12 protein-coding genes are annotated in these 24,782 nt (G+C 40.1%); 5 read left to right on the plus strand and 7 right to left on the minus strand.

The annotated features are described in order from the left end of the window. Positions 1 to 157 precede the first annotated feature (157 nt). From PX481_RS05520 to PX481_RS05540, 5 genes are all read right to left on the minus strand, one after another. Entirely contained in the window at positions 158 to 3,082 is a 2,925-nt protein-coding gene (locus PX481_RS05520; protein ID WP_288093927.1) for an amino acid adenylation domain-containing protein, read from the minus strand. A 217-nt stretch (positions 3,083 to 3,299) separates the two neighbouring features. Beyond that, the gene (locus PX481_RS05525) at positions 3,300 to 8,123 is read right to left on the minus strand and encodes a type I polyketide synthase (RefSeq protein ID WP_002761913.1); all 4,824 of its coding nucleotides are present in this window, start codon (positions 8,121 to 8,123) and stop codon (positions 3,300 to 3,302) included. A 197-nt stretch (positions 8,124 to 8,320) separates the two neighbouring features. Then, positions 8,321 to 13,054: a type I polyketide synthase gene (locus PX481_RS05530; RefSeq protein WP_288093928.1), complete on the minus strand. Its 4,734-nt coding sequence runs from the start codon at positions 13,052 to 13,054 to the stop codon at positions 8,321 to 8,323. Between the two features lie 113 nt (positions 13,055 to 13,167). Further along, positions 13,168 to 14,964, minus strand: coding sequence for an NAD(P)/FAD-dependent oxidoreductase (locus tag PX481_RS05535; protein WP_002761909.1), 1,797 nt, complete (start codon positions 14,962 to 14,964; stop codon positions 13,168 to 13,170). A gap of 62 nt (positions 14,965 to 15,026) precedes the next feature. Further along, entirely contained in the window at positions 15,027 to 15,290 is a 264-nt protein-coding gene (locus PX481_RS05540; protein ID WP_002761907.1) for an acyl carrier protein, read from the minus strand. A 285-nt stretch (positions 15,291 to 15,575) separates the two neighbouring features. Between PX481_RS05540 and PX481_RS05545 the strand changes: the two genes are divergently transcribed. Continuing rightward, positions 15,576 to 16,094, plus strand: a complete 519-nt coding sequence (locus tag PX481_RS05545) for a hypothetical protein (RefSeq protein ID WP_002761905.1) — start codon at positions 15,576 to 15,578, stop codon at positions 16,092 to 16,094. Between the two features lie 100 nt (positions 16,095 to 16,194). On the opposite strand, the gene PX481_RS05550 is transcribed toward PX481_RS05545, so the two are convergent. Together PX481_RS05550 and PX481_RS05555 are read right to left on the minus strand one after the other, a co-directional pair. Continuing rightward, entirely contained in the window at positions 16,195 to 17,097 is a 903-nt protein-coding gene (locus PX481_RS05550; RefSeq protein WP_288024096.1) for a helix-turn-helix domain-containing protein, read from the minus strand. A gap of 723 nt (positions 17,098 to 17,820) precedes the next feature. Continuing rightward, positions 17,821 to 18,069 carry a hypothetical protein gene (locus PX481_RS05555; RefSeq protein WP_288024099.1) on the minus strand — a complete coding sequence of 83 codons (249 nt, stop codon included), beginning with the start codon at positions 18,067 to 18,069 and terminating at the stop codon, positions 17,821 to 17,823. 414 nt (positions 18,070 to 18,483) lie between these two features. Between PX481_RS05555 and PX481_RS05560 the strand changes: the two genes are divergently transcribed. The 4 genes from PX481_RS05560 to PX481_RS05575 all read left to right on the plus strand — a co-directional run. Continuing rightward, positions 18,484 to 19,458 carry a hypothetical protein gene (locus PX481_RS05560; RefSeq protein ID WP_002761899.1) on the plus strand — a complete coding sequence of 325 codons (975 nt, stop codon included), beginning with the start codon at positions 18,484 to 18,486 and terminating at the stop codon, positions 19,456 to 19,458. An 85-nt stretch (positions 19,459 to 19,543) separates the two neighbouring features. Further along, positions 19,544 to 21,070: an efflux RND transporter periplasmic adaptor subunit gene (locus PX481_RS05565; protein ID WP_223213057.1), complete on the plus strand. Its 1,527-nt coding sequence runs from the start codon at positions 19,544 to 19,546 to the stop codon at positions 21,068 to 21,070. 382 nt (positions 21,071 to 21,452) lie between these two features. Continuing rightward, positions 21,453 to 24,551 carry an efflux RND transporter permease subunit gene (locus tag PX481_RS05570; RefSeq protein ID WP_002761896.1) on the plus strand — a complete coding sequence of 1,033 codons (3,099 nt, stop codon included), beginning with the start codon at positions 21,453 to 21,455 and terminating at the stop codon, positions 24,549 to 24,551. A gap of 111 nt (positions 24,552 to 24,662) precedes the next feature. Further along, positions 24,663 to 24,782: helix-turn-helix domain-containing protein (locus tag PX481_RS05575; RefSeq protein ID WP_288093930.1), on the plus strand; the 120-nt coding region annotated here is incomplete at its 3' end.

The following is a 24,782-nucleotide window of genomic DNA, read 5'->3' on the forward strand; positions in this document are numbered from 1 at the left end:
ATCACTATCTGATCTACCTTTGGGGAATACCTCATTCGGGGTACGATAGTCAAGACATTTTCGAGGTAGCACTTTTGCCAAAGTATTCTCCTGACTTAATCAAACGGATTTAATATGAGTCAATGCCACGGACTGCTTGACACTCCCCCCTGAAAGGTTAGGAATCAGCAACACCAATAGGCACTAATTCCTCAAGAAGAATGAGGTAATCTTGTCCGATTTTTTCAATGGTCGTAGGAAGATGGAAATTACGAGAATATTCAATTCTTATCTCTAACTGACCATCTATGATTAGGAAAAAGAATTCAATCAATGTGGTACGTTTTTGATCCAGTGGCGATAAACGACAATCGCGCTCGCCATAAACAAACTCAAACAAGTCAGAGAGAGGAACCGAACGATTTCCCAGATAATTAGCCCTTACTGGGGTTAAATTACTATCAGGATAGAGATATTCAGGTAAAGACTCACCTATCCAATCATAAGTTACGCCATTCATTGGTAAGCTTTCAAACTGCTCATTGATGGTACTGATAGTTTTTTGCCAAGTCGTAGAAGTGGATAAATTAATGCCTATGGGAAAATTTACAGCATAATTGCCCATACTTTCCATAAAAGACTGACCTTCGCCTAAATCTCGCCCATGACTACGATGACTGATAACCACCTGTTGGCGTTGACTCCAATCACCTAATAAACGGTATAAAGGAGCAAGGAGAATAGGATAAAAGTTAGACTGATAATAAACCTTGCCTTGGCTTAATAACTGTTTAGTTTGCGCTTTACTTAGGACAAATCGCTCACTTTCGGCAGAAGCTTCAATATTTGGGCCTTTGACATGATCGACGGGGACTTCAAAGCGACTCTCTGCATCGGGAAATTGTTCCTTCCAATAATTCAAGTGTTCGTTCATTGTTCCTTTTTTCTCCTCATCCCTCAAGACTTGCACAAAATCTAAGTAAGACTGAGGATTAGGGTTAGGAAAAGTCGGCTCACTTCCTACCAATAATTGATGATAGGCACTCCAAAGTTCCTTAAACAAGAGGGTTGCACTTAACATATCAGCAATGATGTGGTGAGCGACCATCGTAATATCGTAGCAATAGGGACTAACTTTAACGACAAGAGTGGCAGTGAGTGGCCAACGGTCAATCTGGATTTTTTTAGCTAAATCTGACATTTGAGCTTGAATTTTAGCATTACGTTCTGCTTCTGTTAAGTGGCTTCCATCCCAATACTCTGCCAGGATAGGTTGAGGATCATTGATCAAGTATTGCTGCCATTTACCTTGATTTTGTAGGCAAACCGTCCGAAAAGCTTCATGACGTTGCACCAAAAGATTAGCAGCTTGATTGAAAATATCAAGATTCAAAGACTGATGATAGAGAAAACGAGTATAACCGAACCATTGATAGGGAGGTTCAAAATAGTTGACTAACCAACGTTGTGCCGGTCCAAGGGGGACAAGAGAAGGAGTAGGGGGAGCAGCGGGAGGAGCAAGTAATTCGGCGGCTAATGCTTTACGGTCTAACTTTCCGTTATGATTCTTAGCAAGTTGTGGAAACCAAGCGAATCGTTGAGGAATCATGTAATGGGGGAGTTTTTGTTCTAAATGTGCTTTGAGAACTCGGTTTTTGATTTTATCCCCCGATAAACAAGCAATTAATCGTTTTTGTCCTTCACCGTAATCAATAGCTAAAACGGCGGCCTCGCGGACATTGGGATGAGTGGTTAAGATGCTCTCAATTTCCCCTAATTCAATGCGAAAACCCCGAATTTTGACCATATTATCGATACGTCCATGATATTCCAGCGTACCATCGGGTAATTCCTTGACTAGATCACCTGTCCGATAAATATAGTCACCAGAGACATCAGAAAAAGGATTAGAACAGAACGCTTTAGCGGTTTTTTCAGGATCTTTGAGGTATCCTAACGCTAATTGTACGCCACCAAGCCAAAGTTCTCCCATTTCCCCTTGTTTAACAGGTTGCATCTGATCATCCAACACTTTGAGATAGACATTATCGATCGCTTTTCCGATGGGAATTTGGCTGCTGGTGCGTTCGTCAGGACGTTCTGTAATAATATGGTAAGTCACATCAATTGAGGCTTCTGTCGGTCCATAAAGATTGGCTAAACCTGTCTTTAATCCATAACAATCAAGCCATTTTTGGATAAAAGACATGGGTAAAGCTTCCCCACTAAAGATTAACCAGCGTAAATCAGGAAATGTCCAAGATTCGTTTTCAATCGCACTGATAAATTCCCCAAAGAGGGAGGGAACAAAGTGCATTACATTAATTTTAGTCTTTTTAATCCAGGCAGCAAATTCCCAAGGATTTAAGACTACTTCGCGTTTGACGGGACATATTGTTGCACCTTCCATTAACGTCCAGAAAATTTCCCATACGGAAATATCGAAACAAAAAGAGGTGCGTTGTGCGATGCGATCGCCTGTTTTCAGGGAAAATGTCTTTTGCATCCATTCTAGACGATTCATATAACCGCGATGGTTTAACATTACCCCTTTTGGCCGTCCTGTTGATCCAGACGTATAAAGAATTACCATTAAATCCTCAGGACGATTACAAAGATTTATGGATTCTTTACTGTGTTTTTGCCAGATAGAAGTGGTAATCTGAGTTAAATCATTAATTTTGTTTAATCTTTCTCCTTCATCTAAAAAGAGGACGGTTTGCAAGGGTAAAGGTTCTGTCACACAAGAAATTAACTGTTCACTTACCTGATGTTCGGTAAGTAAAATCTCGATAGTGGCATGATGAAGAATATAACGCAATCTTTCGACGGGATAATCGGGATCTAAGGGTACATAACAGCCACCGGCTTTAAGAATTCCCAAAATACCAATAATCATGCCTGGATTTCGTTCCGTCATAATTCCTACTCTGGTATTGGGGTTAACACCTTGAGTCTGTAAATAAGCAGCAACTTGATTAGAAAGATGGTCTAATTGTTGATAAGTTAGGGGACAAGTCTCATCTAAAACAGCGATCGCATCAGGGGTTAATTGTGCTTGTTTAATAATTTTATAGTAGGGAATTTCGGGGGAAAAAGCCATAAGAATAATCCTCTATTAGATGTTAGGTGGTAGGGGCGCAAAGCCTGCGCCCATTGGTTTTTTAGCAGGTAGCCATTAAGGACTAATTACGAACCTTCGCTGATTGAGGTATAGCTGGACAAAAAAAGTTCAGAATATCATAAATATTTGTGGATTCCTATCTAAGTAGAAATGACATATTTTTGTTTTTCCTAATATTAATTTGTCAGACTGTATTTTACCGATAGCTGTTGAGGATTGAAGGTTGAGATGGGGCTAAAATAGCAGCCATTTCTTGCAAGGTACGACAATTTAAAAGGTCTTGGCGATATTGTTTGCCATAAATCCCTTCTAGCTTGGTAACAAGGCGAATGCGTTCTAAAGAATCTAGTCCTAAATCTGCCTCCAAATCATCACTTATTTCGTCTTCTTCAATTGTCCAATGACAAATTTCGGAAGTTATTTGTCGTAGCATTTCTTCAATCTCTGTATTAAGAGAAATAGAGAAAGAATGAGAAATAATAACTTGATCTTGCACGGGTAAATTGGCTAGTTCTTCAATTTGGCTGACATAGGCTGTCATTAATTGATCTATTAGCAATAAGTCAAAGTGATGGTAATCGTAACTTGCAAATAGATGAAGACGATTATTAAAGATTTCTTGCAGAATATCAATTGTTCCAGTTGCGTTCATTCCTCCTGCTTGATAGTCAGTAATTGATAAAGCATCATACTGAGGTTGCAGGTGAGTTTGTCCCGTATAAGGAAGGTATAAATTAGACTTTAAAGCCTCCTGTATTAAAGAAAGACTATGAGGGGGAATTTTACCCTTTTCTAGGGTAATATTGTCTCGAAAAATTGTTCCCATTTGACGAGTTTGCGCCCGATCTAAACCGGTGCCAATATGTTGTTGTACAGTTTGCTGAATTTGGCTTAAAAAGGTCGGCCAATCTTGCTCAGATTGAGGTTTAGCAAAACTTAATGCCAGATTTTGAGCAAAACTACTAACCACACCTGTTGCATCTACTTCGGGGTAAATTCGTCCACTGGTGGGAATCGAAATTCCGATATTTTCAGCTTTTGAATCTATTTGTGACATAGTTTTTAGAAATGCACCTAATAATAGTGCATTCATCGGGACTCGCCATTGACGGGTTTTGTCGATTAATTGAGAGGTAGTTTCTGCTGAAAGTAGATACTTTTGATTGTAAAAGAGAGGAGATTTTTGAGCATTTTTCTGCTGTTTAGGTTGCCAACGATAGGACATTCCAGACACAGCATTATTGTATTCTGCTAAGGCTCGATCTTCCTCAATATCTTGCCAATCGTTCATTAATTGAACCTGTTTTCGATAATCTTCTACAGTCAATGTAGGGGGAAGATTTGGCGTTTCTTTAGCAACTATAGCCCGGTAAATTTCCAAGAATTCCCGCATCATGACATGGTTACTTAACCCATCTGAAATTAAGTGTTCATTCCCTAAAAATAATTGATGAATTTGATCGGATAATTTAAGCACAGAAAATCCATGCAGTGGCCATTGCGTTAAAGACCAGTTATAGTTTAACCAATGATAGATTTCTTCTTCAATTTTCTCCCCTTGTTCATCGGGAGTTAAAGTGGTGAAATCTTTAACAATAATTTCAGGAGGAATGGGGTTTTCTAGCACTTCTAATTGATAGTCTGCAAAGCAGGTGGCATCCTCTGGAATCTGAAATTGCGCCCGTAACATGGGATGTCGATTAATTAACAGTTTCCATGCTTGTTGAGCAATATTTAAGTCAAATTCTCCTGCAATTTTAACCTTAGTAAATAAACTATTAGAATTGAGACTCCAATAACTCATTAACAAGGGAATTTGACTATGGAGAATAGGAACCAGATTCGAGGGTTGTGTTTTCAGGTTTTTGGTTTGTGGTTTAGGGTTAGAGATTTGAGGTTTGGGGGATGAAGTATGAGATTGAAGAATGGTTAATAATTCCTGAAGATTGGAGACTTGCATTAAATGGCGTAGGGAAAAGGTTTCACTAAATTGACTACGTTGCTCTTCAGGAATTAATGATAGTAACCCGTTCATTAATTGGGTCATCATAATAGAATCTAACCCTAAATCTGCTTCTAAGGAAACATTCAAACTCAATTGCTGAGGATTTAAACCCGTAATTTGACTTATTAAAGCAATTAATTGACTTTCTAAGCTTTCAGCCTTGGTTTCGTTTTGTTTTTGGGTTGGGCGCAAGTCTGGCACCCCTACAGTTTCTCTTTCTTGGCTTTGGTGTAAGTCTTGCCCTTCTAAGGTTTCTGTCCCTTGGGTTGGGCGCAAACTAGGCTCCCCTACGGTTAACCAGTAGGGTTGTTTTTGGAAAGCATAAGTAGGTAAAGGAAGACGAAGACGAGCATAATCTTTATCAAAGCCATTCCAATCAATATTAACCCCAGAAACGGCTAATTTTGCCACACTTTGTAATAAAATTTGCCAATCATCCTGTCCTCGTTGTAGGGAAGATAACCACAGATAATCAGGGTTTGCTAAGGTTTTTTGACCCAATCTCGTTAAAATCGGATGAGAGCCGATTTCAATAAATAGATTATAACCTTGGCTGGCTAAGGTTTCTATTGCTGGGGCAAATTGGACGCATTGACGCACTTGTTGACACCAATAGTCCTCTGTTACTGCTTGGCTGATTTCTTCACCTGTGACGGTGGAAATCCAATCTAATTGGGGTGTTTTATAGCTAATTTTAGCAGCGATCACTTTAAATTCTGCTAATATCGGTTGCATCATCCCGGAATGAAAAGCATGAGATACCTGAAGCAGACGCACTTCAATGCTTTGTGATTCTAAATCCGCTTTAATCCGATTAATCGCTTCCTTGTCACCCGAAATAACGATATTTTCCGAACTATTGATAGTGGCAATCTCAACTTGATCCCCATAAGGAGAAATAACAGATTTTACTGTTTCAATAGGGGCAAATATGGCCGCCATTGCGCCTTTTTGGGGTAAAGACTGCATTAAGCGTCCTCTTTCGGCAATTAACTTGATTCCCTCTTCGAGAGAATAAACCCCTGCAACACAAGCGGACACATATTCCCCCACACTATGACCTAAAACCCCATCAGGTTTAATGCCCCAAGACTGCCATAATTTATATAATGCGTATTCAATGGCGAATAGGGCGGGTTGAGTATAAGCAGTTTGGTCTAATAAGCTAGAATCACTGTATAAAACCTCTAATAAGGACTTTTCTAGGTAAGGTTGCAATAAGCGATCGCATTCCTCTAAGGCATGACGAAAGGTGGGTTGAGTTTCATACAGTTGTCGTCCCATGTCTGCATACTGAGAACCTTGTCCTGTAAACAAGAAAGCAATCTTATTTTGACGACTTTTTGCAACTGCTTGGCTGAAAACATTCAAACAAGGTTGTTTTTGCGTAAATGCTGTTAAAGAGTCCTTGGCTTCAAGGGTTGATTTTGCCAAAATTGCCAGACGATGGTTAAATTGTCCTCGTCCCGTGTTGGCACTAAAAGCTAAGTCTGCTAGGTTTAATTGAGGATTTTTCTCTAAATAGTTGACCCATTTTTGCGCTAAATCATCTAAAGCATCGTCGCTTTTCGCTGATAGAGTGAGTAAATGAGCAGGACGATCCACTTCAGAAGGATTAAAGCTTAATTGAGGCGGTTCTTCGATGATAATGTGGGCATTTGTGCCACTTAATCCAAATGCACTAATTCCGGCCCTTCTAGGTTCTTCTGTTCGCTGCCAAGGCAGAGAAGCGGTAGGAATTTTGAGAGCGGTTGCAGCAGCCGCTAAATCAGGATTAAGTTCTTTAAAATGAAGATGGGGGGGAATTTCTTGATTTTTTAGGGATAAAATGACTTTTAATAGGCTGGCCATCCCGGCTGCAATTTCTAGGTGGCCGATATTCGTTTTTACTGAACCCACCATTAAGGGGTTATCAGTGGAACGATCTTTGCATAGTACATTGTTAATCCCCCGTACTTCAATAGGGTCGCCTAACGCTGTTCCTGTCCCGTGTGCTTCTAAATAGCTAATTTGTTCGGGTTTTACTTTTGCATTCTCCAATGCTTGACGAATAACTGCCATTTGCGCTGATCCATTGGGAACCGTTAAACCACTACTGGGGCCATCTTGATTGACCGCCGAGCCTCTAATTACGCCTAAAATGTTGTCTCCATCGCTTATAGCATCAGAAAAGCGTTTTAAGACCACCATTCCACAGCCTTCCCCTCTCACATAGCCATTTGCATCTTTATCAAAGGTTTTACAACGACCATCAGGGGACAAAGCGCGGGTTTTAGAAAGATATAACGTCACCTCCGGGGATAGCATTAAACTAACTCCCCCTGCTAAAGCTAAATTTGACTCTCTATTGCGTAAGCTTTGACAAGCCAGATGTACCGTGACTAAAGAGGTAGAACAGGCGGTATCAATGGCTAAACTGGGTCCTTGTAGCCCTAAAAAATAGGATAAGCGACCTGAAGCGAAACAAAACGCATTTCCTGATCCCGTATAAGCATCAATGGGAATTTGTTGCTTAATTTGCCGTTTTGCGTAATCATCCAAGCCAATGCCCACAAATACGCCTGTTTGCGTCCCTGTCAGCTTCTGAGGTGCAATTCCGGCATTTTCTAACGCTTCCCAACTTACCTCTAATAATAATCGTTGTTGAGGGTCTAGTGCGATCGCCTCCCGGGGAGTCATCCCGAAAAATTGCGGATCAAATTGATCTACCGCGTCAATAAACCCACCATAACGAGCATAAGTTTTGTTAGGAAGATCGGGATTTTCGTCATAATAAGCCTCAGCATCCCATCTTTGGCTAGGAACAGGGACAATTGCTTCTTTTCCCCTTGATAATAGCTCCCAAAACGCCTCTGGACTATTTGCACCCCCCGGAAAACGACACCCCATGCCAATAATAGCGATCGGTTCATTTTTTTGCCGTTCTAAGGCTTCAATCTTGTTACGAGCTTCTTTAAGCGCAATAACTGCTTTTTGTAACGGCGTTAATTCTGTTTTCTGGTGATGAGAACCCATGATGTTAAAATGCTCCTTAGATATTAGGTGTGAGGTGTTAGGTATTCAGATAACTGATAAGTAGGTAGGCACAATTATTTGTAGGATGGGTTAGCGGTAGCGTAACCCATGCGGGCGTTGGGTTTCATGCTTCAACCCAACCTACGTTCATTTTATATTTAATTCCACCCACCTACTTAACTGATAACTGATAACTGTTAAAGTAATGCTTCTAATTCCGCCAATTCTCGCTCCATTAGGGCTTCTGTTTCTACTTCTGACAGCGACTCCAATTCAGCAAGGGCTTGGTGGAGTACTACAACGTCCGTTGACTCGGTTTCCGAAGAAATCTGAGAATTTTCTGAATTATCTTGCCAAGCAAATACTTCTTGGACAAAATACTGCACCACATCACCAATAGTGGGATACTCAAAAGCAAAGGTGGAAGGTAAAGAGACAGAAAATAAGCCTTCTAGACGATGTTTCAGTTCTACGGACATTAAAGAATCCATTCCCATCTCAAAGAACCCTTGATCAGTATCTGGTAAAGTATCTCCGTGAATTCCTAAGACTTGCGCTACTTCTTGCTGTAAACGAGTGGTTAATAGGGTGACTCGTCGGTGAGGAGGGTTTTTTTGGATGGTTTGGGGGAAATTCTCGACCGTTTGCCCAAAATTATCCTGATCTTGCTTGAATAACGCTTCTAAGAAAGCCACCCGTCCTTTTGCTGCAACAATCGTTTTAAACTTAGACCAATCAATCTCTGCTACCATTGTTTGAGTAACATTACCATGGATTAGAGCATCTAAAGTATCCAAGGCTAAATTAGGTTGTAATGGATTGATTCCCAGGCGTTTTAAGCCTTCTTCATAGCCTTGCGTGGCCATTCCCCCTTTAGCCCAAGGTCCCCAGTTAATGCTTAACCCTGTGAGTCCAGACTCTCGACGGTAGTGCATTAAACCATCTAAGAAATGGTTGGCAGCGGCATAGTGAATTTGACCTCGTGATCCGATTAAAGCAGATATGGAAGAGAAACAAACAAAGAAATCTAAGGATAAATCTTGAGAAAGTTGGTGTAAATTCCACGCCCCTGCTGCTTTAGGATTAAATACGCTCTCAAAACAATGGAAATCCATCTTGTCAATGGTGCGATCGCTTAAAACCCCTGCCGCATGAATAATACCCTGTAAGGGAGGACAATTTTCTTGAATTTGGTGAAAAAGTTGACGGGTTTGTTGATAATCACTGACATCAGCGGCAATTACTTGAATAGTAGCCCCTTTATCCTCTAAAGCTTTGATTTTTACCTGTTTATCCGTTGAATGGTCAGCTAAGGCTCGCCGACTGGTTAAGATTAAATGATTTGCACCTTTTTCAATTAACCAATCTGCTAAACTTAATCCTAAAGAGCCTAAGCCACCAGTAATGAGATAACTGGCTTCTGTCTTCTTAAAATTGATGTTTGAGCTTTTTATTGCTTTATTAGGTACTAAACGGGCAACATATCGTTGATGATCCCGAAAAGCGATGCGATCTTCTCCTAGATTTTCTGTTATTTCAGCAATAATTGCTTGAGACGATGGTTGTTTTTCTTCTAAATCAATCAATCCTCCCCATAAATTAGGATATTCAAGGGCAATGACTTGACCCATTCCCCATAAGGACGTTTGTGCTATTTTAAGCGGTTTAACAGCATCATTCACCGGTTGTGCTTGTTGTGTTATGACCCAAAGTTTAGGGGGTTCTTTAGTTTTACATTCAGCTAAAGCTTGTGTTAGATACAATAAACTGGCATAAGAACGAGTTTGAGAGGGTTGGGAGTTAATATCGCTGTCTAACCCCCATAAATAGACCACTTTGGTGATCGGTTCAGTTAGCTCTTGTAACAACCGTTGAAAATCCTTAACATTATTAGGATTAATTTGATAATGACCTGACACCAACTTCTGATAAGTTTGACCAGAAGACACCAAAATATAAGCATCATTTAGCGTTGTTGCTAAGGCTTTACCAACTCCTTGATTATCATTAAAAATTAACCACCGTTCTCCTTGAGAAGGCTTATTTTTTAAGTTTAAAGGACTGAGTTGCCATTCCACTTGATAACAGTTTTTACTCACATCCTGTAGGATAGGCATTTTGCCTGTTATTGTTGCATCTTCCCCAACAAATAACTGTAATAATTGTGGTAAAAACTGCTTGACTTCAGGTGATAATTGATCACTTTGATTTAACTGTTCTGTTAGTTGTTCAGTTTTGCCTTCAACTAATAAATTAAGTAAACTAGAAGCAGAAGAAACAGACTTAAATTGAGGTTTAGCATCACTTACCCAATAAGATTCATGTTGCCAAGGATAAAGCGGTAACTTAACAAACTGACAATTTTCGGGATATAATTTTTCCCAATTAATCGACTGTCCCCAAGTGTAGAGCTTTCCTAAAGAATTTAATAGCGTTCCCCGTTCAGAATGTTCTCGTCTTAGAGAGGGTAAAACAAATCCCTCAGTATCTTGTTCTCGCAAGGTACTTTTAATATATCCCAATAAAACAGGATGGGGGCTGATTTCAACAAAGATAGTATGACGAGATTTAATCATTGCTTCAATCGCAGGGTTAAAACGTACCGTCTGACGCATATTTTGTCCCCAATAAGCGGCATTAAATAATGTCCCCTCTTGTTGATCACCTGTTACGGTTGAGAAAATTGGTATGGTGCTTTTTTGAGGCTTAAGCTCTCCTAATTTTTTCACTAACTTATCCGCAAAAGTAGTCATTTGTTGACTATGAAAAGCATAATTAACAGGGAGTTCTTTGTAGAAAATATGAGGATGGTTTTGGGACAATTCAGCAATTAATTGATCGAGCGATTGAGACTCCCCAGATACAACCGTTGAATAAGGACTATTAATGGCAGCAATTTCTAATTTATTTTCCCAAGCAGCCATTAAATTTTCTACCTCATTAACAGGTAATTCAATCGCAAGCATTTTTCCATTTCCTGTTGCTTGCTGCATCAACTGTCCGCGCTGACAAATCAAATGAATGGCTTCCTCAAGAGTTAGAATTCCCGCAAAATGGGCGGCTGCAACTTCTCCCAAGCTGTGACCAACCACAGATTTAGGATTAATCCCCCAAGATTGCCATAATTTAGCTAATCCAACTTGTAAAGCGAATAAAGCAGGTTGAGAAACTTCTGTTTCTTGTAAACGAGATTGAGCTTCAGACGCATTAAATTCCGCTAATAATGACCAGTTAGCATACTTTTGAATCAAAGTATCACATTGTTTAATAACAGAGCGAAAAACCGGTTCTGTTGCTAATAATTCCCGTCCCATTGCCCACCATTGAGGTCCTTGGCCAGAAAAGACAAAAGCAATGTTGGTTTTACGTTTTGAAGGCTTAGATTGAGTCGATAAATCAATCGTTTCTAACTCTTTTAAACCCTTCAATAATTCTTCAGGAGAATGAACCAGAACTGCCTGACGATGAGCATGATGAGTCCGTCTTAAACTAGCACTATAACAAAGATTCTGGACAAATTCAGCGGTTAAAGCTTGATCTTTCAGGAAATCTTCATAATTTTGAGCTAAATCTCTAACCGCTTCTTGACTATGGGCAGATAAAGGAAGTAAATGAGGGAAAGTTAAGGAAATTGGTTCTTGGTGAGATAAATTAGCTTCTTCCAAGATAAGATGAGCGTTTGTTCCCGAAAATCCAAAAGAACTAATTCCCACCTTGGCGGTTGTTTCCTGTTGTGGCCAGGTAATTAAAGATGATTGAAGCTTAAGGGGTAACTTATCAAAGGGAATATAAGGATTCGGCTTGTTAAAATGCAGACTGGGCGGAATTTGCTTGTTTTTCAGGGAAAGTGCCATCTTAATCACACTGGCAATTCCTGCCGCTGCTTCGAGATGTCCTATATTACTTTTTACCGATCCCACCAAACAAGGATTATCCTTGTCTCGTCCTTCTTCTAACACAGCTCCCAAGGCCATCGCTTCGATGGGATCGCCTAAAGATGTTCCCGTCCCGTGTAATTCCACATAATTAAGCTCTTTTGGCTCAATTTCGGCATTTTTCAAGGCTGATCGAATCAAGCTTTCTTGTGCCGGTCCATAGGGAACCGTTAACCCCTTGCTGCGTCCATCATGATTAATAGCAGTTCCTCTAATTAACGCATAAATGGAATCCTTATCTGCGATCGCTTGAGCCAACGGTTTGAGAATAATACAACCGACTCCCTCACTTCGCACATATCCATTGGCGCTTTCATCAAAGGTTTTGCAACGTCCATCAGGAGACAAGGCTTTCAATTTGCTTAACGCAATATTACCAATAGGGGATAAAATCAGGTTAACCCCTGCTGCGATCGCCATTGAAGACTCATCATTCCATAAACTTTGACAAGCGAGATGCACTGCGACCAAAGAGGAAGAACAAGCCGTATCTACCGCTAAACTAGGACCTTTTAAGTTAAAAAGATAGGAAAGACGACCGGCTGCGATATTTGTGCAGTTTCCTGTTAAATCATAGCCTTGAGGTTGGTGGCTATATCCTGCATGAATGCGACTATAATCGTTTGTGGCAATTCCCACAAATACACCTGTTTTCGATCCTGCTAATTGTTCCCGTGTTATTCCTGCATCTTCAATGGTTTCCCAAGCTACTTCTAAGAGTAAGCGTTGCTGAGGGTCCATTAATAAGGCTTCTCTAGGAGAAATCCCGAAAAAATTAGGATCAAACCCATCAACTTGCGATAAAAATCCCCCATGACGAGAATTCATTTTTCCCTGTGTTTCAGGATTCTCATCATAATATTCATTAATATTCCAGCGCTCCTTAGGAATTTCGGTGATTCCGTCAATTCCATTTGATAATAATTGCCAGAACTCATGAGGATTATTGGCTTTAGGAAAACGACAGCCAATCCCAATAATTGCAATAGGTTTCATAGTTGAGATATCCGTAATTAATAGACAGTAATTGCGTAGGGTTAAAGGTAAAAGATGCTATCTTGTGATTTTTGATGTTATCTTTTAGCTATGCCTAAGTGATTAACCCAAATTTAGACACCAATAGGCATTTTTTCGGGCGATCTTTTCACTTCTTCTTTTAGCCAAGAATTCAGTTGAGGACGATAACGATAGTTGGTAAATTCTTGACGCATTTGTTCAATTTGGCTATTATCAGGAATCCCTTTAGTAAAATGTTTATAAAACATTTCACCGATCATTGCTTGCAGCATATGAACAAAATGTTCGGCCAAATAGTAAAGATTTTTCCCATTTAAAAAGCCACGCCACCCAAAACCTTTCCAGAGAAATTTAGCATACCAAATTGCTGTGTAGAAATTTGTCCATTTCATAGATGCAAAGACATTAGACCGTTTGGGTTCAAGTTTGCTATTTTCGACAAAGTTATCAAAATGTTGAAGAGTATGATAATCTCCCCAAAGTTGATCGCCTCGATAACAATCCATAAAACCTAAATTTTTTCCTTGTTTAATGACTTCATTAAATTGTTGATAAAGATGTTCACAATATCCTGTTTGATGTTCTTTTAAGCCAAGGGTATATCGTGCTAGAAAATCCAAGTCTAGAAACCATTTTCCTGTGTACATAGGAACTTGGACACCAAACCACCAGATATAATCATGATAGATGCGCCAACTCATAATACTGGCATCTCCTAACTGTTGATCATGATGTTTGATTAGATGGTTATTAAACCGCGTGTAAGTTAGGATAAAATCATTGTACGCCGCTTGTTTTTTCTCGCCAATAGCTTCTCCTGCTAATTTACTGCGAATAATTTCTGTCGTACATTCAATTTGATAGGAAATCATGCTAGATCCCAAAGAATAAAAAGGATCAAAAATACAAGCGGCATCTCCAATTACATACCAATTATCGGCTGAAAACATGGTTTTGCTGGTATGGGCTGGCCGCGGCAAATAGTGGAAATCAATATTTTCACCACTGGTCACTAAACGATAGAGAATTTCATGATTGGCTTTTAAGAAATCATAAAATTTCTCTTTTGTGTTAATTTGATAATCAGCGATCGCTGAACGATGATAAGCAATGCCAATGGAAATTTCTTGACTATCCTTCTCGGTAGGAATCATCCATAACCAATGACCATGACCGAACCAATGATTGGTTGCATAGTAATGGCTACAAGTTGTACCATAAGGATCATAACCATCGTGAAAAATGGTGCGATCAATATTGTTAACTCTAACCCAAACAGAACCGGTATCAAGTCCAAAAAGATTATCTGCTCCAAATAGGAGATTATCGGTTTTTTGACCAATAATAAACTTCCGTCCTGCGGCATCAATAACGGGCTTTGCTTTGAGAGTTATCTGTTCATTTTCGACTTTAGCGATAACGGTTTTGAGTTCATCTTTTGAGGTTAAATCAACATCTACAACTCGACCTTGATAAAAAGTTGCTCCCATCGCTTTATTCATTTTTAGGAGATCCCGTTCAAATTTTGCCCGGTTCATTTGAAACGTGCCAAGGGGAAATTGTCGATTCGCCCAAATATGATAATAATCATCAATGGTGTCAGTTTTATATGCATCTTTTGCCCAATGAAAATTAAGAGCATATTTAGGGGGATGATTTTCGATCATATACTCATATAACCCCAATTCTTTGCAAACAAATAGGGTGGCAATTTCCACCATTGATTCGCCAATTTTGAGGTCTTTATTAGTTCTTTCTTCTGGACGAGGATCGATGAGTGCAATTTTAATGTTGGGAACATTTAGAAGTAAGTGTCTTGCTTGACAGACCCCGGCGAAACCTGCTCCCATAATCACAACATCATACTCATTAGTGTTAGTAGCAACCATTGGTGAAATTCTCCTAAAATGTGATGAGGAAGAGAGTGAATAAGAAAGAATACAAGAAAAAGTTAAAGATATAATTCCCCTAATCGGGTTGCTAATTCAGCAATGGTGGGATAGTTAAAAATGACCACAGGATTTAATTCCTTTCCGAGCCATTTTTCTAAGCGTCCTAATAAAACTAACGCTTTTCGTGAGTCGAGTTCATAATTATCAAAAGGTTCTTCAATATCAATGTCATCAAGGTCAACATCGAGTTGTTGAGCAAACTGATCAACGAGCCAGTTTTGAATGTCTTCAACGGTAGAAGGAGATTGAACAGTTGTCATCATGGGTTAAGTTCCTTTAACGTGAAAAAAGTGTTTTAGCAAACTAAGATTGCTTAACTTATATTCCTAGTTTATTCCTCTATCCATTGATCAGCCATGTTTTATTTTTCGCCAAAACTGGATTTTTTTTATTCCTATTTTTTATGGTCAAGTTTAGTACATTTTTACCATATAAATATAATCGAAAAACCTAGCAGACAATACAAAATATTATCCATTAAATTTCAACTCCTTTTTTCTTACAATAAAAGGTAACAAAGTTAAGTTGCTAGTTACTAGGTAAAAATTATGATAGAGACTCATGTTCTTAACCCATCTGTTACAGAGATTTATTCCACTACTCAACCGATTGAAACCGCTCATAAATCTCCGCAAATGCTCCAAGAATTATTAACTTCAGCCGTTGTACAGCTTGAAACAGAACTGCAAGATAAGCTAGAAAAACTGTTATCTAAACAGGAGTATCAACTGTTGGAAGTTGGTGAGAAGATTAATGCCTTGACACAGGAATTAGAGCAAGCAATTTCTGAATTTCTCCACATTGCCCAACAAGCAAATAAAACCTGTAGCTCTCTCCAGTTTTTAGGTGAATCTGTTCAAAAAAAACCTAATAATTTACCCAATAAAGGAAGCAAAGATACCGTTAGAGTGGTTTATAGTCATGCCGCCAAATTACCGCTTCCTGTGGTAGAAAAATATGGCTTAGGGTTTATCCTAAAAGATAAAATGGTTGATTTATCCCAACTAGGTATTACCCTTTCACTCTCTCGTCAATCTCCTTATCTTTCTGCCATCAAACAGGGATAATTTAAGCACTACTAAGGTGGGCATTGCCCACCTCAATCATGATTATGTAAGGTGTAAAGTTTAAATACTTAGAACCTAAAACCTAAAACTCAGCCATCATTTAAGCTACTTGAGTTTGATATTTTTCTCGCCAACGTTTAGGAGATACTTTATGTAACTGACTAAAGCGACGGGAAAAATAATAGGGGTCAGTAAACCCAACGGTGGCGGCAATTTTGGTAATTGACTCATGGGTTTTCAGTAACAAGGATCGGGCTTCTAGCATTCTTCGTTCCACAATCCAATGAATAATCGTTTTGTCGGTGCGACGCTTAACTAAATTGGTTAAATAAGCAGGAGAATAACCAGCCGCTCCAGCCACATCATTGAGGGTAATCGGTTGACTATAATTTGCCTCAATAAACTCAAAAACGGGTTTTAATTGAGAACTATTAGGGTAGAAAGAAGCCAAAGAATCAAAGAAATTCGGTTGCGGGGTAGAAGAAGGCTGTATCAACGATTGAGGAGCTTGTTTTGAGTTAACAGAAGGATGAATTCTGCAAGCGTAGCCATCTTTTTCAGATTCTAGAAAATTTAAGGAACGAGCTACTATGCTTATATAATCTTGATCTCCATATTTGAGAAGGTTAACCGTAATATCGAGGGATTGATGATCCCCATAATAAGGATGGTGTGTGATCAAACGTCCAAAACCTCGACGTTGAATTAATTTCCAGTATCTAGACCAATCTGAGTTTAAAAAATCTTGAGCAGCTTCTTCTATAGTCAAATTAGATAACTGTTCTCTGGAATATCCCAATAAAGCACAAGCCGCATCATTGTAATGCTTAATCCGTCCTTGGGAATCGATCCACAATACAGATTCAGGGATTTGATTGATTAAATATTGAATAACAGATATGGATTCAGCTATTTCTTGCTGAGGGACGGAATTAAGAAAGTTAGTCGTAGAATGAGAGAAGTTAAGGGAGTTAAGAGGGTTACAGTTTGGAGTTAAAAGCATGAGACTGTTCCTATAATTTTCAAAATAGATAATTTTTTGACAAAAGATGGTTTTCACTCCATCACAGACAAAACTGATTTCCTGATCTTCTTAATTCTTGATAAGGAAATTACAGCACTTGGCTGATCGCTCAAGTACAACTACTAGGGTTGAAGTGCTTATACAGTAAGCCTTTCGGTGATTGCATGGGATGTTCCGTCTCGGAAAGTGTTGTATTGAGCTTGTCTTTGATCTACAAGCGGAGATGCGTCTTTCCGCAAATTTTTAAAACCCACATTCCGCACTTCAAATTATAGTAAGTAGTCATGCAAGGCGTTGCTGATTTGAGATATGAATCTTCTTGGGCGGAATTTCTTAAAACCTAGACCCGAACTAACTTTTGCATCGGTGTCATCAACGCCCTATTTTACGTCCTCTGTAGGTAATGCGCGTGGCGGTGGCTGCCCCAGGACTACCCGCCTGACGGGACAGTATAAGCTGCCCGCGCATTTAAATTGCTTGTTGAGATGAGGCACTCTTGCACTCTTGCACTCTTGCAAGAGGCAAAAGTAAAGGGATTAGGGGAGATTTAGCTAATCTAAGGATAGGCGGTTAAGATGCGTCTTAGCTTACTACTACTTGAGAAAGTGGACTCAAGACGGAACATGGCTGAAAATCCATAACTGTCTCCGGGATTACGTCAGGACGATGGAAGGTCATCTAACGGCGGCGAGCGCGGGAGTTTTAGACAGCCAATCGGTCAAAACCGCCACGATGATTAATCAAGAGGTGGGTTATGATGCGGGGAAACGGATTAAAGGAAGGGCTCTTCGGGACTTGGTATGGTTCGATATGGGGGCATAAATCGACTAAATCCTTATCTGGCAAGAGATTTAATTGATTAGTTCGCTCTAGATCAAAAACAATTGAGAAAAATCGCCAAATGCCCTTGTATATAAGGGTTCCATCTTTTATAACCCCAGTCCATTGCATAACACAAACCGAAGAGCCAAAGGAAGAAAGAGATTCACATTAGTCGATACCTTCGGGCTGTTAATCGCAGTCAAAGTCGTCTTCTGCCAAAGATTCTCCATTTTGCTGAGGACTTTCCTATTTTAAACTAGATATAAGTGGGTGGGTGGAATTAAATATAAGATGAACGTAGGTTGGGTTGAAGCATGAAACCCAACGCCCGATTATGTTACGCTACCGCTAACCCATCCTACAAATAATTGTGCCTCCCTACTTAGATGATGTCTAGATAGATTGAACTTAAAAAAACTTAATCATCAAATCTAAAATTAATCTATCTAAATCTCTAATCTTCAGCAATTTAGAAGTATGCTGATCAGCAAAAACCACAAAAGGTTTTTCATAATCTCTCTATTTTGAATTAGGAAAAAACTCATGTCTATGCGTCATTTTGCTTTATTGCTTGGGCTAACTACCGCTGGAACAGCCACTTTATTAGCTCCCCTTCCCACTCGTGCTGCTAGTTGTGAAACAGGTGATTTATTTGATTTTAGTTCCATCCAATTTATTGCAACTCGGCCTATTGCTTCTAATAACTGTTTGCGGTTATTTGGAAAACGAACAGACCCGACTCCTCAAGGATTTGTGGGCTATGGCGCCGGTCACACTGAAACCGCTTTAAATTCACCCAGAAATCCAGCCCCCTATTATGCTGCGGGGATTGATTTTAGTCCCGAAAATTTGGTTAATCCTTTAGGAGCAACCCGAGCCGCCACATTGTTAAATAATATTACAGGATTTTCTAACTTTGCGACTTTCCTCACCAATAACAGTATTAATGTCGATCGTATTGGGTTTAGTTTTGGTCCTAAAAACGGGGATTTTACCAAGAGTTGGAATTTAGGAAATGATATTAATGGAGAGAACTATTTTTCCTCTCCTACGTCTTCTCTAGAAGAACGCATTTATGCCGCTAATCCTAAGGAAGTGGAAAGCTTTTTATTGTTGGACAACACTAAAATTCTTAGCTTTGGTTATAGCGATATTTATTCATTCTTAGAATATGGCGCAACCACCGCTCCTGATGATGACTCTGAAGCGATTATTAGTGATCCCTTTAGTGTTTCTAAGGTAGCTGGCCTGCTCGGAGAATTTGACGGATTAGCCAATGCTTTCTTAGTCGATGTGGGTTCTAATAAAGTACAATTAGTCAGTGAAGATGCCGCCGTTGTCCCAGATGACGTTTTTATCGATCCCTCAATTGGCCCATTAAATCCCGTGGTTTCTATTCAATTTCCCCTGCAACTGAGAATTGTTTCGACTCCTGAACCTTCTGTTACCCTTGGCTTAATGAGTTTAGGCATTATTGCCGTAGGGTGTCGTTTGAAAAATAAAATTCGGAAAGAATAGGACAGCAGTTGTAGATAAGCTGAGACCCATCCCCGTCTTCACGTTAAATTCTTTAATGAATAGACTTATGCCAGATAACCATCCTATGTCACCTCCTATGTCGGAATATCCCCTAAAAATCACTGCCACCTCTTCTGAACCTCAAAAACAATCAAAACGCCGTTTCCAAGGGGTTCGGCGATGGTATCTTGGGGGACTTTTATTGTTAGGAGTTGGTTATGGGATTGGGTCAATGAGTCAACCAACTCAACCAATCGCCCCTTCGGTTGCCGAAAATGAACATCTTCTCCCCGTTGAAATTGACCGGCTAGTACAGGTCAATGCTTATCAACAGTCTCGAACTTACACTGGGGAAATTGTCGCTCAAAATACCAGTGATTTAGGGTTTGAACGAGGAGGAACAATGACTCAACTGCTGGTGACAGAAGGACAATGGGTGAATCAAGGAACGCCCCTTGCTCGTTTAGATGACCGTCAATTAATCGCCCAAACACAAGACTTATTAGCCCAAAAACAACAGGCTTTAGCACAATTAAAGGAAATGGAGGCGGGTTCTCGTGCTGAAACGATTGCCGCAGCCCAAGCAAATTTGGCTCAAGAAAAAGCTCAACTACAAGAGATGGAAGTGGGACCTCGCACTGAAACCATTGCGGCAGCCCAAGCGCGTTTGAAAACCCTGCAAGCACAATTAGCTTTGGCTCGTAGTAAACGGGAGCGACGACAGAATCTTTATACGCAAGGGGCTATTTCTCTTGAACAGTTTGACGAAGTGGTCACAGATATGGATAGTCAACAGGCAAGGGTTAATGAAGCCCAGAGCCAATTAGATGAGCTATTAGCAGGAACACGCCCTGAAATCTTAACTCAACAGCGAGCAAGGGTTAAACAGGCTCAAAGTCAACTGGATGAGTTGTTAGCAGGGACTCGCAGGGAAGTGATTGAAGCCCAAAAAGCAGCTATTAAACAGCTAGATAGTCGTTTAGCTAGTATTGAACTTGATTTAGAAAAGACCGTTCTTAAAGCCCCTTTTTCGGGCAAAATTCAAAAACGTTATCTCGATCAAGGAACGGCGGTACAAGCGGGTCAAGGGGTGGTGCGTTTGGTACAATTAGACGGCGTTAAAGCCCATATTGGTGTTCCTACGTCCCTGACTTCTGAGATTAAGATCGGACAATCACAAACCCTAAAAATTGACCAAAAATCTTATTCAGCGACCGTTAAGGCAATTTTACCTGAACTAGATGCTGCCAGTCGTACCGTGACGGTGGTTTTTCAAGTTAAAGGAGCAGGAAGTAGCGGCGAGGCTACCTCACCGCTGCTAACCACTGGACAAATTGTCACCTGGAAATGGCAACAAAACATTAATACTTCGGGTTATTGGCTACCTAGTACCGCTCTTGTTAAGGGAATTCGAGGATTATGGTCGATTTATGTCCTAGGAGATGGGAATGCAGCCCAAGGATTTGTCGTAGAACGTCGGGATGTGGAGGTTTTATACACCGATGGGGAGCGAGTTCTCGTGCGAGGAACATTAGACGGAACCGAAAAAGTGATTACTAATGGCACAAATCGCATTATTTCGGGGCAAAAGGTAAAAATCAGTAAACAGTAAACAGTGAGCAGAACGTAGGTTGGGTTGAAGCATGAAACCCAACGCCCGATTATGTTACGCTACCGCTAACCCATCCGACAAATAATTGTGCCTCCCTACTTAGGGTTTGCTGAATAAATCTAAAAACCTTGTTGGGTAAGACTTTTAGACTTTTGGGAAATCAAAAAGTACCAGATCTGGGAGTGATCGCGGAGAAAATTCCTGGACTTTTTCCCTGAAAATTAGGTAATTGACCACCTGAAAATGGGTAAAACCCTACACCCCACACCCTACACCCCACACCCTGCCCCCAGGAAAAACTTTTTGCCGCAAACCCTACTTATTACTTATTACTTTCTCCCCCGAACTTCATAATTCTCAATTCTTAATTCATCATTCTCCTATGTCTTCCATCTTTTATAAAAACGTCCGATTATTAGTTTTAACTATTTTGGCGATCGCCGTTTGGGGCTTATCTTCCTTTTTCAGTTTACCTCGTATGGAAGATCCCGAATTAACCCCTCGTTTTGCGGTCATTAACACCCAATTTCCAGGCGCAACCCCTGAACGAGTAGAAACGCTAGTTACTGATAAATTAGAACAAGCTTTACTAGAAGTCGAAGAAATTCAAAATATTGATTCTACCTCTCAGCTTGGCTTCTCCAGCATTACCATTGAATTAAATGACCAAATTACCGATGTTGATCCCGTTTGGTCACAAATTCGTGATAAAGTCAATGATGCTGTTTCTCAATTACCATCGGGAACTTCTCTCCCTGAATTTGAAGAATCAAAACCCAAAGCCAACGCCTTAATTGTTGCTTTAACTTGGCAATTATCAAGCCCTCCGAATTATGGCATTTTGAGCCGTTGGGCGCAAGAATTAGAAGATGATTTACGGTTAATTGAAGGAACAGAAAAAGTTGAATTATTTGGCAATCCTACGGAGGAAATTCGAGTTGAAGTTGCTCCCCAACAATTAACCCATTTAGGATTAACCATACAGTCCCTATCTCAACAAATCTTAGAAAGTGATGCCAAAGTTGCTGCCGGCCAATTACGAAGCGAACAAAGTAACTTATTGCTGGAAATTGAAGGAGAATTAGATTCTTTAGACCGTTTAAATCGTTTATCAATTAAATCAGGTTCGTCTAGTCAAGTAGTGCGATTAGGTGATATTGCAAATATTAGTAAAGGAATTGAAGATCCGCCCAGAGAAGTCGCGATGATTAAGGGAAAACGGGCGATCGCAATTACTGCTTTTGTGGAATCTGATAGACGCTTAGATTCTTGGATGACAGTCGCCAAGGCTAAGTTAGAAAGATTTGAAAAAAACCTTCCTCAAGGAATTGGCCTACACATTATCTTTAATCAAAGTCGTTATGTGCAGCAACAACTGGACTCGGTTTTATCAAACCTGATCATGGGGGCTGTCTTAGTTTTTGGGATCACCTTTGTGATCATGGGCTGGAAATCATCTTTAATCGTGGGAACATCCCTTCCTTTATCAGTTTTGATGGTTTTTGGCAGTATGAAGGTGTTAGGCATTCCCCTACATCAAATTTCGGTGACAGGGTTAATTATCGCTTTGGGATTATTAATTGATAATGCGATTATTGTGGTTGATGAGGTGCAAATGGCTTTAAAAGAAGAAGAAGGTATATCACCGCTCAAAGCCGTTGCTACTACCGTACATCATATTTTTATTCCCTTACTCGCTTCTACCTTTACCAGTGTTATCGCTTTTTTGCCCATTGCTACCGCTTCAGGAGCAACTGGAGAATTTACGGGAACGATTGGAGTAACCGTAATTTTAGCCCTAATTAGCTCGTTTATTCTATCTGTCACCGTGATTCCTGCCTTAGCGGGAAGATTACATCATTGGCAACCAACCCCCACAAATGGATATTGGTGGCAAAGCGGATTTACCCATTCTCGTTTAACCTATCTTTATAAGTGGAGTTTAGATCGCACTTTTCAACGTCCCTTATTAGCGATCGCCCTTATTCTTATTCTTCCCTTATGGGGTTTTATGAGCTTTCCTACCCTACAACAACAGTTTTTTCCCCCCACCGATCGCGAACAATTTCATTTAACCTTTGAATTACCCATCAGTGCGTCTTTACCCGAAACCCAGTCTCAAGTGATGCAAGCCCGAAAGTTAATCTTACAGCATCCTGAAATTCAAGACGTTCAATGGTTTATTGGGAAAAGTGCGCCCTCTTTTTACTACAATGTCTTACAAAATCGAGAACAATCTCCTAATTATGCTCAAGGAATTGTTCAACTTCAGAAAAACGTCAAGTCGGGTGCGTTAATTCGCACCTTACAGCAAGAATTAGATCAAGCCTTTCCCCAAGCGCAAATTATTGTCCGACAATTAGAACAGGGTCCTCCTTTTGATGCACCGATTGAATTACGCTTATATGGGTCAGATTTAGCCCAATTACAGGCTTTAGGCGATCAAGTTCGCGCCGAATTAGCTAAAACCCCTGATATTATCCATACTCGCGCCACTTTAAGCGAAAGTTTGCCCAAATTAGCTGTCAATCTTAATGAAGAAAAGCTACGTTTAGCAGGGTTAGATAAAAGAGCCGTTGCTCGTCAATTAGACACCAGTTTAGAGGGAACAGTCGGAGGCTCGATTTTAGAAGGAACAAAAGAACTACCTGTGAGAGTTCGGACTTCTAATAGTCAACGGAGCAATCTAGCTGAAATTAGCTCATTAAACCTCTTATCTTCAGGAAATTCTGCAACTTCATCGACAATTGTTCCCTTATCAGCGGTGGGAAATGTGGAAATTGTCCCCGATATTGTTGCTATTTCACGTCGTAATGGCCAAAGGATGAATACCATACAGGGTTTTATTCCGGCTGGTGTATTACCGGAACAAGTACTCTCTGAGTTTGAAAAACGATTAGAAATGAGTAATTTTCAGTTACCCTATGGTTATTCATGGGATTTTGGCGGAGAACAAGGAGAACGTCAGGATGCTTTAAGTAATTTGATTGCAACTCTTGGGGTTTTAGCGATCGTTATGGTGGCCAGTTTAGTCCTCACTTTTAATTCTTTCCGTATGGCAAGTATTATTATTCTTGTTGCGATTTTATCCTTAGGACTAGGCTTAGGATCATTGGCCTTGTTTAATTATCCTTTTGGGTTTACAGCGATTTTAGGGATCATTGGACTGTTAGGAATCTGTGTTAATGATTCAATCGTAATTCTTGACGCTTTGCGTCATGATGCTCAAGCCAGCCTTGGTTCACGTCGAGCAACTCGAAATGTGGTTATGCGAGCTACTCGTCATGTGGTAGCAACCACCTTAACCACGATTATCGGGTTTATCCCTTTATTATTTGATCCCAGTGGTTTTTGGCCACCTCTTGCGATTAGTATTGTTGGTGGGTTAGGTGGCGCCACTTTAATAGCGTTATATTTTGTTCCTTCCGTATATCTACTCTTAGGTCGTAAAAACCTTACACAGAGTGCTAAACCGCAGTAACGGTATGATTATCGCAGTCATCGAAAATTTGGGTCTGAAACCCCGTCGTTCTACGACGGCTTTACTGTTAAATATTAGAACATTTACGAAATATATGCTAGAATGTGAGACATGGAAAAAGCCTATTCGTTTCGATTTTACCCCACACCCGAACAAGAGTCGCTATTGCGGCGCACTTTGGGCTGTGTAAGATTGGTTTACAATAAAGGCTCTTCGGTTTGTGTTATGCAA

The organism is Microcystis sp. M53603_WE2 (genome assembly GCF_030065435.1).

Coding starts and splice junctions, on each gene's coding strand:
- PX481_RS05520 (WP_288093927.1), bottom strand. CDS start 3,082: ATGGCTTTTTCCCCCGAAATTCCCTACTATAAAATTATTAAACAAGCA.
- PX481_RS05525 (WP_002761913.1), bottom strand. CDS start 8,123: ATGGGTTCTCATCACCAGAAAACAGAATTAACGCCGTTACAAAAAGCA.
- PX481_RS05530 (WP_288093928.1), bottom strand. CDS start 13,054: ATGAAACCTATTGCAATTATTGGGATTGGCTGTCGTTTTCCTAAAGCC.
- PX481_RS05535 (WP_002761909.1), bottom strand. CDS start 14,964: ATGGTTGCTACTAACACTAATGAGTATGATGTTGTGATTATGGGAGCA.
- PX481_RS05540 (WP_002761907.1), bottom strand. CDS start 15,290: ATGATGACAACTGTTCAATCTCCTTCTACCGTTGAAGACATTCAAAAC.
- PX481_RS05545 (WP_002761905.1), top strand. CDS start 15,576: ATGATAGAGACTCATGTTCTTAACCCATCTGTTACAGAGATTTATTCC.
- PX481_RS05550 (WP_288024096.1), bottom strand. CDS start 17,097: ATGCTTTTAACTCCAAACTGTAACCCTCTTAACTCCCTTAACTTCTCT.
- PX481_RS05555 (WP_288024099.1), bottom strand. CDS start 18,069: ATGCAATGGACTGGGGTTATAAAAGATGGAACCCTTATATACAAGGGC.
- PX481_RS05560 (WP_002761899.1), top strand. CDS start 18,484: ATGTCTATGCGTCATTTTGCTTTATTGCTTGGGCTAACTACCGCTGGA.
- PX481_RS05565 (WP_223213057.1), top strand. CDS start 19,544: ATGTCACCTCCTATGTCGGAATATCCCCTAAAAATCACTGCCACCTCT.
- PX481_RS05570 (WP_002761896.1), top strand. CDS start 21,453: ATGTCTTCCATCTTTTATAAAAACGTCCGATTATTAGTTTTAACTATT.